Below are 11563 nucleotides of genomic sequence, written 5' to 3' on the forward strand. Positions count from 1 at the left end.
AGATGCCTTCCGTTCCCGCTCACAGGCCAAGCGTTTCGTGCTTCAATGGGGCCTCCCAGTTAAGGGGAGGAGATACGGACCGCTCACCACCATCACCACGCGAACCGCGAGGCTTCAATGGGGCCTCCCCAGTTAAGGGGAGGAGATCGATGGGCTGCCCAGAACCACCCCATGCGCCTCGGAGCTTCAATGGGGCCTCCCCAGTTAAGGGAGGAGATACCTGATGGGCGGTGTAGCGCCGCGCGTGGTGCGAGGCTTCAATGGGGCCTCCCCAGTTAAGGGGAGGAGATCCCGATCCTCGAAGAGCACGAGCGGCACGGCGCACGAGAAGCTTCAATGGGGCCTCCCAGTTAAGGGGAGGAGATCGCCGTCCTTCTGGGACTTCGCCGACGCCGTCGGTGCACGCTTCAATGGGGCCTCCCCAGTTAAGGGGAGGAGATGGTCTCACGGGGCGAAAACGAGCCGCACCTAGCTTCAATGGGGCCTCCCCAGTTAAGGGGGAGAGATCGGCAAAAGAGGGGGGGCTGTGGTGAGCGTAGAGCGCGTGCTTCAATGGGGCCTCCCCAGTTAAGGGGAGGAGATCCTCTCCCCGCTCGCTCAGTCACTGATCGAGATCGGCTTCAATGGGGCCTCCCCAGTTAAGGGGAGGAGATCCCAATCGTCAGTTGAGATTGGCGGGGGCCCCAGGCGCTTCAATGGGGCCTCCCCAGTTAAGGGGAGGAGATGGGCTGGCTGTAGAGGGTCGCGCAGGCGGTTGCGAGGCTTCAATGGGGCCTCCCCAGTTAAGGGGAGGAGATGCAGAAGGGTAAGAAGTTCCACACGTAGGGCGCTCGCTTTCAATGGGGCCTCCCCAGTTAAGGGGAGATATGCTCAAGCTCGGGCCCGAAGTTGCTGAGCACTTTGCGCTTCAATGGGGGCCTCCCCAGTTAAGGAGGAGATTGACGCCTCTGCGCTGACATGTTTCGCCTCAACCCAGGCTTCAATGGGGCCTCCCCAGTTAAGGGGAGGAGATTCCCCTGGGTTCACTGTGAGAAGTGCCACACTGGAGAGCTTCAATGGGGCCTCCCCAGTTAAGGGGAGGAGATCGGACTGGACCGACTAACGATCTGCGGGCCCGCGGGGCTTCAATGGGGCCTCCCCAGTTAAGGGGAGGAGATGCGACGCCTGCTCGGCTCGCGGGACCATCGCGCCTCGCTTCAATGGGGCCTCCCCAGTTAGGGGAGGAGATGGCGGAGTCGAGGATCGAGGTAGGGCGCGGGCGGATGGCTCAATGGGGCCTCCCCAGTTAAGGGGAGGAGATAACTGGTAGCGCACTACGTTCTCGCCAAAGGCCACATGCTTCAATGGGGCCTCCCCAGTTAAAGGGAGGAGATACGGCGACGGCGACGCGGCTCGCGAGGCGGTCGGAACGGCTTCAATGGGGCCTCCCCAGTTGGGGAGGAGAGGGCCCCCGCGGCCCGCGGCGGCCGGGCCCCCCGCCCGCCCCCCCCCCCGCCCCCGCCGCCGCCGCCCCCGCCCCCCCCCGCGGGTAGGAGGACGATGAAGGAGTGCCGCGGGGGCGGTACAAGCTTCAATGGGGCCTCCCCAGTTAAGGGGAGGGGAGATATCGGCGAGGTCGGTAGCCAGGAGTATGAGGAAATCCGCTTCAATGGGGCCTCCCAGTTAAGGGGAGGAGATGATTGCACATTCTGATTGTTCTCCTAGCGGTGTTGAAGCTTAATGGGGCCTCCCCAGTTAAGGGGAGGAGATTCCAGGTCACGGCGGTGCTGCGCTCGATGATCGAGACGCTTCAATGGGGCCTCCCCAGTTAAGGGGAGGAGATGCCGATCGCCCGACGGGGCACTCCTCCTCCGCGATCGCTTCAATGGGGCCTCCCCAGTTAAGGGGAGGAGATACTTAAAATAAGAAACTATCAGGCCCAGCTAATCCTGCTTCAATGGGGCCTCCCCAGTTAAGGGGAGGAGATGTCCGGCGGCGGTGGCTCGGGCGGGACTGTCGATGTGCGCTTCAATGGGGCCTCCCCAGTTAAGGGGAGGAGATTCCGCCCGTCCGCCATCGATGTCGCAGGAGCTATCGAAGCTTCAATGGGGCCTCCCCAGTTAAGGGGAGGAGATCGAGGCCACGATCAACGCGCTCGCAGGCCGCGGTTTTGCTTCAATGGGGCCTCCCCAGTTAAGGGGAGGAGATAGAGCCGGCCGCCTCGTTGCGGGCGTTCGAGCAGGTGCGCTTCAATGGGGCCTCCCCAGTTAAGGGGAGGAGATCGGCCGGACGCTGCACCTGCTGGGGTACCCCGAGCCAGCTTCAATGGGGCCTCCCCAGTTAAGGGGAGGAGATACGTCGACGCCGAGCTGCGCAAGCTCGGCCTGCTCGACGAGCTTCAATGGGGCCTCCCCAGTTAAGGGGAGGAGATACCCCCCGGTCCAGATGGCCTGGATCGTTGGGGAATTTTGGGGAGGACGCACGCGGGGCGAATTCGCGCTGAAATTCTGGGGCTCTTGTTCGTCAGGTCGAATTTTGAAACAGCGTTTTGCCCGGCCTACGAGGGGCTATAGGGCATTTTGCACGCAAGCCCGGGACTTTCGACATCGTCGGGCCGCGTGCGTGGTTCCAGTACCACAGGCGTGGGTCCCCTAGCAAGGGGGTGAAGGCAAGGCACCCGCGCGCAGGCCAAGTCTGTCCAACGCTCAAGTCGACCTCTGCCGAGATCGTCTGCGCGACGCCGAGGCTGTCCACGCCTCTGCGAGCCCAGGAGGCTACGGGTCCTGGCCCGCGGAGCGCTCGTGTATCACACACCGAGCGCCAGCTTGAACAGGTTATCGTCGCTCAGACCCCGCCTCCGCCGCGGAGCGCCTGTGTATCACACACCGAGCGCCATCGGTGTGGGGGCGAAGGCACCGCTCAAGGCGCCTCAGTTCCCACCACTCGAAGCGCTCATGCATCATGCATCGCTGAAGCGGAGGATTGTGCCACGGAGGGCGCGGATGCGGGCCTGCATGCGCGATCGAGAGGGGATGGTCCGCTGCGGCGCAGAACGAGCTAGCGCGCTCCGCGATGACCAGAGACGAAAGGGCCCGGGCAAAATGAGACCCGCGGCGGCGCAGGACGAGCTAGCGCGCTTGGCGAGCGGAGGCGACGCCGGATCGCGGTGCGGCTCAGCCACCTGGCTCACTGTCGATGAGCTTGGCCCGGGCCTTGAGCTTGTCGGGACCGACGTTCGTGGCTTTGTCGGCCTTCTTCTTGCTCCGCCAGTCGGAGAGCCAGGCTGGCCGCAGCTCGCGCACGGCGGCGACGAAAGCGGCCCGCTCGGCCGGGGCAGTGAGCTCGCCCTTCTCGACGTAGCGGCGGATGAACTCGGCTAGCTCGGCCTCGTTACTCTCCTCGACCTCGCGACGCAGACGCCCCTCGGGGGTGCTCAGCGCTTCGGCGCGCCGCCTCTCGCGGGCCTCGCGGGCGAGCGCCTCCGCGAGCTTGCGCGTCTCGTCAGCGACCTCGGCGAAGCGGCCGTAGCCCACGGCTGTCTTGGCCCCTGCACCCTCAAAGCGCAAGGCATCGCGGAGCCAGCCCTGGACTCGGCCGAGCTCCCCTTCGCCGCGCCTCGGGGCGATGCCGAAGAAGAAGTACGCGCCGGGAGCCGTGACCAAAAAGGGCACGGGCCTCGGAGAGCGCCAATCGCCAGGCGGATCCTCCGGGGTCCAGGCGGCGCTGTGAGGCGTGAGAATGTCCACCTCCAACATGACCGGGGCGACGGGGATTGCATCAAAGAAGAGGATCGACCCCTCACTGCCCTCGTCACCCGCAGCTCCGAAGAGGCGGGTGATCGCCTACTCGTCGACCTCCTTCTCCCCCCTTGTCAACCCCATAGTCGCGCGCCCACGCGCGCACGAGCCCTTCAGCGACGACCCCGGCAGGTAGGGGACGCCGAGCGAGGGATGGAAGGCGAAGCCGTTCTCGACGGGATGCGAACGTCCCAGGCCGGTGACGAAGCGGCTCTCGGCGCGAAATAGGCCCCACACCCCGCCGGCAGCCTCGACCACCCAGGCAAGACGCAGCCGAGCCTCGGCGAGCTGACCCGCATCCCCGACCGAGCCCCCGAGGGTCTTGAGCCACTCGTGCTTGGGGTTCTGCTTGTCTTTACTCTGGAGAGACCACGACTGGTCGTGGGGCCAGGTATCCAAGAACTTGTCGTACCAGAGCCCGGCGTGGCCAGCATCGCCGCGCTTGGCACCCTGGGCCGAGCGATAGAGCGGCCGTACCATCGCTACTCCCGCTCCCCCGCGCGGGAAGGTGGCCCGGCAGAGCTTCTTGTGCCACACGAGCCAGGCGATCGCCTCAGCCTGGGCGCGGAGGTAATGCGACTCATCGCCCCCGACGATCGCCGCGAGTATGTCTCTCTGGCCAGGGTAAACGCCACCATTCGGCCGACAGAGCCAGCGGTTGAGGTTATGGTAGAGCTGAAGGTGGGCCTCCGCCTTCGTCCTGCCCTTGGAATCTGCGTCGCCCTCCTCGCGTCGCCGCTCCGGCTTCGTCCCGCTCTCGTCGCCTCCGCCAGCGGCCGCTTGCTCGCTCGCCAGCGCCTGGCCGAGCCCGTTCATCACGATTCCGGGCCCCAGACGCTCGACATAGGAGCGGTAGCACTTCTTGAACTCAACCCCGCGTTGGGCGAGCTCGTCGACACGGGCGAGCGCGTCGGCGGCCCGGAGCTGTTCGAGCGTCCTCATCCCTCACCTCCCAGGATTCGTACCGCGCACCACCCCTGCCCGACGGTCTCGTTGCCCCCCACCTGCAAGTAGGGCGCAGTCGCGGGGAAGAGGCCGCAGAGCTCCTTGCGGGCGGCCTCGCTGCGGGCCCCGACGAGCGCGTAGAGGATCGTCTCTGGCGGCAGCGTCTCCTCGTACCAGAGGTTCTTGCTCTGCTTGGTATCATCATTGAGGACGTTTCGCGCCTGGATCGGCAGCCCGTAGCGGGCGAACCACGCGAAGTCGTCGTCGTGGAGGACCACCAGGCGCTCAGCCAGGCGCTTGCTGGTCACCTCGTGGAGGATCAGCTCGGCGAGCGCGGCGACGAGCCCCTCGTCCGGCGCCTCCTGCACCTCGAACTCGCGCTCTTCGAGGAAGAGCCGCTCCTTCGTCCGGGCGCGGGCGAGGACCGGCCGCGCTCCACCTTCGACGGCGGTGAGGACCGGCACCTCGAAGTCGACCGAGTACCCGGTGTGTCGCATCGCTCTCCACACGGGGGCTCCCTACTGTTTGATTCACGCTCTGAGCGGGGACTAACCCTCTGAGAGCACGGGCGGATCGTGGCGCGGCTCTCCGCATCGAGGGCGGATCAACGCACGGGAGCGGCGCTCAGCGGCGCTCAGCGGCGCTCAGCCGCGTTACCGTGCTGCGGGTCGATCACCGGTAGAAATGTACTAATTATTCCACACTGATCTTGCAGGACCTCGTCGGCATTGAGTCGAGGAACTGGTCAAGGCGGTGGGATCGGGCGGATACGTTTGGTGTGAAACAAAAACAACCGGGCGGGACCATCCCGCCCCCGAGCCACCGCGAGGCCGAGTGTACATGCACGCAGGCTACCCGTCGAGCGTGAAGGGGGTACCGTGATCGCCACCGACGTCCACGATCGTCACGAGCACACCAGGCGGCTCGCCGATCCGGACGCGTATCGGCCGCAGCAGTGTCGGAGCTGCTGTCGGCGGATGCACGCGCACGGCACACGCACGCGCAGGCCGGTCGGTGAGGCGCCGCTCGAGATCCGGCGCTACATCTGCCCTCGGTGCGGTGGCGTCGTCCAGATCGTGCCCGCCTTCCTCGCGGGCCACCTCTGGCGCTGCTGGCCCGCGGTCGAGGCTGTCGTCGTCGATGGCGCGGAAGGCCCGCCCAAGGCCGCCAGGATCGCGCCGAGGACCCGGCGGCGCTGGCGGGCGAGGGCGAAGGAGCCGGCGCGTCTCGCCTTGCACACGCTCAGCGCGGAGCGCGTGCCGCGGATCGCGACGGCGCTCGCGGCGATCGGCCTCGATGCGACCCGTGGCGCCCTTCTCGCGGCCTTTCGCCCGCTCGCCTCAGCGCTCGGCGCCTGCGCTCTCCTTGCGAACCTCCTAAACCTCCTACTACCCGGGCTGCGTATCATGTGACCCAAAAGACATATCCCTTCAGACAGATCGTCCTGCGAGCGATCCCACCCGAAGTGGCCGGACCCAGGCGGTAGAAGGTCGCCATGGATCCCAACAAGCGACGAGAAGTGGCCGAGTGGCGCCTCTCCATCCTCGGCCCGCTGATCAGCGCGCGCCTCGATCACGGCGAGATCCGCGAGCTCCTGGAGGAGGCCGCGGCTCGCTCGTACATCTACCTCGATGGTCAGCCGCGGCGCTTCCGCTGGCGCACGCTCGAGGGCTGGCGCTACGACTATCGCGCAGGTGGACTGAGCGCTCTCCGAGCCTCACACCCGCGCGGACGCGGGCACGTGTCGTGCGATCCCCGAGCTCGTCGCCCGCAAGCTCCTCGCTCTCCGGCGCGAGCAGCCGCGTCGGAGCATCCGTACGCTCATCAAGGCGCTCGAGCGCGCCAACGACGTTCTGCCTGGCACGCTCGCCCCGTCCACCGTCCGGCGTCTCCTGGTCGCGCACGGCCTCTCGAAGCGGCCCACACAGCTGCCCACGCGCGAGCGGCGGGCCTTCACCGCCGAGCACCCCGGCGACCTCACCATGGGTGACAGCATGCACGGCCCCCCGGTGATCGGCCCGGACGGCGTGATTTATAAAAATGCTACCTGCTCAGCCAGATCGACGTCGCGTCGCGCTTCGTGCCCCACCCGAATTTTATTTGAGCGAAGACGCTGCGCACCACGAGGAGGGGCTTCGCCGGGCGATCGTCGCCCACGGAGCGCCGCGCACCTACTACGTCGACCTCGGGGCCGCCTACGTCGCCGCTTCGCTGAAGCAGATCTGCGCCGAGCTCGCGATCTTTCTCCTGCACGCCGGCCCCGGCGACGCCGCCGCCAAGGGGGTGATCGAGCGCTTCCACAAGACCTGGCGCGCCGAAGTCGGCGCCGAGCTGCCGTCCTATCCGCTGCCGCTCGCCGAGCTCAACCGCCTCCACACCGCCTGGATGACCTGCGAGTACCACAGGCGCGTCCATGCCGCGACCGGCCAGAGCCCCGCGATCGCTTCCTCGCGGGCGCCGAGCACCTGCGTCATGTCCCTCAGGACATCAACATCGACGAGATCTTCCTGCACCGCGAGCGACGCACGGTCCGCGCCGACGGCACGATCCGCTGGGAGGGCGGCTTCTACGAGGTCCCAGGCGAGTACGTCGGCGAGAAGGTCGAGCTGCGCTTCGCCCCGCTCCGCCCCGATCTCCCGCTCCTGCTCTACGTCGACGGCGTGCGCGTCACCGAGGTCTTCCCGCTCAACCGCCTCGCCAACCACCGCCGCCCACGCCGCGAGCTGCCCGGCCCCGAGCCCGCCCCGCCCCGCGTCCTCAAGGGCCCCCTCGACTACATCGACGACGAGTACCAGGCGCTGCTCCGCGCCTTCGGCGACGAGAACGATTCATCATCTGACCCAGAGGACATCCCATGACCTGGCGCGAGCGCTTCGGCATGCACACCGCGCCGCTCCCCGCGGCGCCGCGGGCGAGAGCTTCTTCGAGCGCGACCCGCACTATCAGCGGGCTCGCGCGCGCCTTCTGCTGGCTCGCCACCGAGCCTGGCCTCGGAGTCCTCACCGGCGAGCCTGGCGTCGGCAAATCGGCCGCGATCCGCCACCTCTGCCGCGCCCTCCACCCCGACGAGCACCGCGTCCTCTACCTCTCCGACTGCGCGGTCAAGCCCCTCGATCTCTACCGTATGCTCGCCGCCGAGCTCGGCCTACGACCCAGCGCGCGCGCAGATCGTCGCCGACATCAAACGCGCGCTTGTCACCCTCGTCGACGAGCGCGGGATCGTCCCCGTCGTCGTCCTCGACGAAGCTCAAGGACTCCGCGACGAGCTCCTCCACGAGCTCCACGGCCTCTGTAGCCTCGACTTCGACGGCCGCGACTACCTCACCCTCTGGCTCGTCGGCCACCCCTCCCCTGAGCAGGCGCCTGCGCCTCCAGCAGCACACCGCGCTCGCCCAGCGCGTCCTCGTCCACCTCCCACTCGTCGCCAAGACCGACCTATCTGTCCTTGGAGACATGCTCGATCACGGCCTCACCCACGCCGGCGCCTCACCCGCTCTGCTCACCGACGACGCCCGCGCCGCGCTCCCTCCACGCCGCCCGCGGCCTCCCCCCGGCTCCTCAGCCACCTCCTCCGCCTCGCCCTCCTCCTCGCCGACGAGCGCGCCTCCCCCAGATCGACGCCTCGATCATCAACTCCCGCTCTCATCCTCCTCCACCTCGATCACCCCAAGCAACCCCAAACCCCTCCTAAATCCCGCTTCCAACGTGACCCAAGATCACGCGCATAAACCGACCCGACACACCCGGCGCGTATGCGATCCCGCCGGTAGCGCTCGATGAGATGCGGACAGGTCACCCACCGAAACGCGCCCGTGAGCGAACGAACCGGCAGGAGCACGAGGCGCCCGTCGGCGACGAGGAGCTCCCCGGGCCTCTCCGGCTCGCCGCAGAGCTGCTTCGCGGCTGCGCTCTCGTCGCCTGCCCGGCTCCTTAGAGCCCCCTTGAGGCTAGAGCCGACGATCACCGGATAATCGGTCGCCGCCTCACGCGCGACCGGCAGGTCGACGACGCCCGTCGCCCGACCGGAGCCGGGTGGATCGATGTCTCCGCCAGGAGACCGAGGATCACTGTGTTCTTCACGACTTCTTCTCCTCTCCCACGGGCCATGTCCCGAGGGCCACAAGACCAAAACCCCAGGCCGTCCGCGCGCCGACGCGCAGGAACCCGCCCCGCCGCAGGAGCTCGACCAACCGCCTCGGTTCGCGCGCCTGACAGAACAGCACGCTCCCTGCCGGCATCACGCTGGCGAGCGGTCGGGGCTGGCGCGAGAGCGTGCTCCAGCCGCCGATCCGCTGCGGCCGACCGCCGGCAGCGGTCACCACCTCGACATCGCCAGCGTCGGCCGGAAAACCCGGGTTCGCGCCGAGACGCGCCTCGACATCGACCGGCGTGAGCGCGACCATGAGGACCCTACCGCTTGCCTCGATCGCTGCGAGCGCGCGCGCAGAGGGCGCGACGCCGAGGGGCCCAGACCCGCGGGCGAGCTCAGCGACGCGGCTTTCACCGCCAAGCGGGATTATCTGACCAAATGGCCAGCTCCACTCGTCGGGCACCCCCGCGACCTCGACCCCTATCGACACCCCGCGACCTAACCGGACGTGGCGCGAGCTGTAGAGCATGCCTGGCTTGGCGGCGCGGGTGCTCGGCTCGAGCGCGAGCCCGACCCGACGTTCCTCGACCCACAGCTCCTGAGCTCTCGACCACCTCGCTGGCGCCCGGCACCTGACCATCGAGGACGGCGACGAAGCCAGCCCGAGTGAGCCATTGATCATCGCCCGGTCGCGCCCGAACGCCGGATTCCAGGCCCTCTCGCGGGCACCTCGGGAAGCGCACCGCGGGGCCGAGGTCACAGGCTATCGGCGAGCCCGGCCGCAGCAGCGCCTTCGGCAGCCAATGCACCCTCCCGACGCGTCTTTAGGATCCTACCAGATGGCGAGGCGCCGGATAGAGCGGCTCGCCCGCGCGGAGCAAAAGCGGCCCCGTAAACGTGAGGCCCGACAGATCGGCGCCGTCACCGAGCACCTGATCCAAGGCTGCCGGCCAGCGTCCGGCGCCACTCCACCCTGCGCCCGCGCGAGTGCAGCGCGCAGCGCGCCGACGACGGTCGGCGGATGAGGGGAACACGCCGCTGACGTCCTCCTGGGCGCCATCGGCGAAGAAAGGCACACCATCCCCGAAGAAGAGTGTCCAAGGGAGTGAGCTCCAGGCTGATCATCACGCGTCCTCCTCCGCCCCGCCGGTCGCCAGGAAGCGCGCGAGCAAGAGCACATCCAAGCCAACCTCGAGACCCGCGCCCGCAGCCTCCTCCGACCCACGCTTCCGCTGTCGCCGTGGCAGGAGCTCGGCGAGCATCGTCGAGCGCTTCGGCTCGATCTGGCGCGGCATCCACATCGACCCCGCGCGCCATGAATGAGCGCCTGACCTCGGCGCCGAGGAAGGCCCGAATATCGAGGCCTGGCAACGCCTGCGCCCACAGCCCAGGGCGCCACTGCGGCCAACCAGCGAGGAGTCCGAGCGTCGCGTGCATGCGATGGAGGAGAGACGCAGAGAAGCCGACCTCGGCTTGGTCGTCGCCCTTCAGCGCGCTCACGAATGAACCGAGGTGAGCGACGGCCGAGCCCCCATCTCGCCACCAGGTGGTCGTCCACTCGCAATGGAGGCCGCCGCGCTTCAGCACCCCAGTGGCCAGCGAATCGCGGCCGTTCCGCCCTTCGCCACGTCATCGAGGAGGCGCCGCGCCCTCGTCGAGGGCGGCGCGGAGCGGCAGACGGACGTGTGCGAAGACGACGGCGGCCGAGAGCGTCGCACTCGCACCCGCGGGGAACGACGCGGCGTAGGCCTGCGCAAGCGCCTCGGCGCACCTCGAGAGCCTGCGGCACCGGCAGCATCGCGAGGACGTCATCACCACCGGCGTACACGGTCACGCCATCGCACGCCAGCACACCCAGGTGCCACCGCCGTGAAACGCGTGAGCGCCTCACCCACCACCTTGCCTCCGAGGTCTCGAACCAACCGGCCGAGCTTGTCGCCGTCAGCGAGCAAGATCGCGTAGTGGGTGGAGGGAGCCGAGCCCACGGCCTTGCACAGCCCGCGAGGCGCGTCACGAGCTCACGGCGCTTCCGGCTCCTGCTCGATCTCTCCGACCAGCCCCAAAGGACAGAGACGTGGATCGGCGAGAAACGCCCTGTGAAAGTAGTTGGCGTCGAGACGGGCAAAATCCCCAGCGTGAGCGCACATATCCCCGGCGAGCGCCGGCACCGTCTCGGCGAGGACATCGCCGGCGCTCGCGCGCACCAGCCCGGCGAAGCTGCGGGCGGCCTCGGGTCGGCTCACCGCGACCCCGCGCACCCACGGCAGTGCGCCGAGGTACACCGTCGACTGCCAGTGCGACGTGTCGAGATCGCCACCCAGCGTCGCCTCGGCGATCTTGGGTAGAGCCGCTTCACCAGCGCGATGGCAGAGAGCCGCTCGTTGTCGCGGAGATCGGGGGCCCGAGCCCCTCGCGCGGCTCGCAGCTCCGCCCAGAAGTCGTCCTGCGCCTCACGGGCCGACGGCCCGCGTGCTCGCAGGTGCCCCGGAGAGCTCCTGGAGTTCCGGGCATCACCGTACACTTGTCGCCGGGCTCGTCAGGGAGCCGATGCGTCCGCCACTCCTTCCGACGATCGAGGAGTCCATGACCCCCTGCGGACCCGCCGCCCAGGTGAACTCCCAGAACCCCCAACCTGATGATCCCAGATCGCCCGCGTCCCCGCCCCTTCTGCGCCTCGTCCGCTCAACGAAGGCGCCCCCAAACCGCGTCGCAGATCTTCATCCAGGCCGCGCGCAGGCCTGCCTCGCCGCGA

The 11563-nt window shown here is 68.1% G+C and carries 10 protein-coding genes, 1 pseudogene and 2 CRISPR repeat arrays; of the genes and pseudogenes, 4 read left to right on the plus strand and 7 right to left on the minus strand.

Annotated features, from left to right (window positions below; all coding sequences use genetic code 11):
* Nucleotides 1–39: 39 nt before the first annotated feature.
* Nucleotides 40–1439: direct repeats of the CRISPR family, unit length 28 nt; unit sequence GCTTCAATGGGGCCTCCCCAGTTAAGGG.
* Nucleotides 1440–1567: 128 nt separating this feature from the next.
* Nucleotides 1568–2410: a CRISPR direct-repeat array (repeat unit 36 nt; unit sequence GCTTCAATGGGGCCTCCCCAGTTAAGGGGAGGAGAT).
* Nucleotides 2411–3152: 742 nt separating this feature from the next.
* Genes cmr6 through IPK71_11910 form a run of 3 tightly spaced genes read right to left on the minus strand, consistent with a single transcriptional unit; the run spans nt 3153 to nt 5218 of the window.
* A complete protein-coding gene (cmr6, locus tag IPK71_11900) occupies nt 3153–3818 on the minus strand; it encodes a type III-B CRISPR module RAMP protein Cmr6 (protein MBK8214437.1) in 666 nt (221 codons plus the stop codon).
* Nucleotides 3819–3821: 3 nt separating this feature from the next.
* Nucleotides 3822–4718 (minus strand): type III-B CRISPR module-associated protein Cmr5, encoded by an 897-nt coding sequence (gene cmr5, locus IPK71_11905; protein ID MBK8214438.1) that lies wholly within the window; start codon nt 4716–4718, stop codon nt 3822–3824.
* Complete coding sequence (locus IPK71_11910) at nt 4715–5218, minus strand: hypothetical protein (protein ID MBK8214439.1); 504 nt, start codon at nt 5216–5218, stop codon at nt 4715–4717. The genes cmr5 and IPK71_11910 overlap by 4 nt, the downstream gene beginning before the upstream one ends.
* A 381-nt stretch (nt 5219–5599) precedes the next feature.
* On the opposite strand from IPK71_11910, the gene IPK71_11915 reads away from it, so the two are divergent.
* The 4 genes and pseudogenes from IPK71_11915 to IPK71_11930 all read left to right on the plus strand — a co-directional run bounded on the left by IPK71_11915 (nt 5600) and on the right by IPK71_11930 (nt 8016).
* Nucleotides 5600–6133 (plus strand): hypothetical protein, encoded by a 534-nt coding sequence (locus tag IPK71_11915; GenBank protein MBK8214440.1) that lies wholly within the window; start codon nt 5600–5602, stop codon nt 6131–6133.
* A gap of 628 nt (nt 6134–6761) precedes the next feature.
* Nucleotides 6762–7040, plus strand: a pseudogene (locus IPK71_11920) (DDE-type integrase/transposase/recombinase).
* A 341-nt stretch (nt 7041–7381) separates the two neighbouring features.
* On the plus strand, nt 7382–7579 hold the full coding sequence (locus IPK71_11925) for a hypothetical protein (protein ID MBK8214441.1): 198 nt from the start codon (nt 7382–7384) through the stop codon (nt 7577–7579).
* Nucleotides 7576–8016, plus strand: coding sequence for an ATP-binding protein (locus tag IPK71_11930; protein ID MBK8214442.1), 441 nt, complete (start codon nt 7576–7578; stop codon nt 8014–8016). The genes IPK71_11925 and IPK71_11930 overlap by 4 nt, the downstream gene beginning before the upstream one ends.
* 366 nt (nt 8017–8382) lie before the next feature.
* Here the strand turns inward: IPK71_11930 and cmr4 are convergent, their stop codons facing one another.
* The 4 genes from cmr4 to IPK71_11950 all read right to left on the minus strand — a co-directional run bounded on the left by cmr4 (nt 8383) and on the right by IPK71_11950 (nt 11054).
* Nucleotides 8383–8850, minus strand: a complete 468-nt coding sequence (gene cmr4, locus IPK71_11935) for a type III-B CRISPR module RAMP protein Cmr4 (GenBank protein MBK8214443.1) — start codon at nt 8848–8850, stop codon at nt 8383–8385.
* Nucleotides 8798–9493: a hypothetical protein gene (locus IPK71_11940; GenBank protein ID MBK8214444.1), complete on the minus strand. Its 696-nt coding sequence runs from the start codon at nt 9491–9493 to the stop codon at nt 8798–8800. The genes cmr4 and IPK71_11940 overlap by 53 nt, the downstream gene beginning before the upstream one ends.
* A 947-nt stretch (nt 9494–10440) precedes the next feature.
* Nucleotides 10441–10623 (minus strand): hypothetical protein, encoded by a 183-nt coding sequence (locus tag IPK71_11945; protein MBK8214445.1) that lies wholly within the window; start codon nt 10621–10623, stop codon nt 10441–10443.
* Nucleotides 10624–10829: 206 nt separating this feature from the next.
* Entirely contained in the window at nt 10830–11054 is a 225-nt protein-coding gene (locus tag IPK71_11950; protein MBK8214446.1) for a hypothetical protein, read from the minus strand.
* Nucleotides 11055–11563 lie beyond the last annotated feature (509 nt).

This window comes from Myxococcales bacterium (genome assembly GCA_016712525.1).
Classification (GTDB): domain Bacteria; phylum Myxococcota_A; class Polyangia; order Polyangiales; family Polyangiaceae; genus JAAFHV01.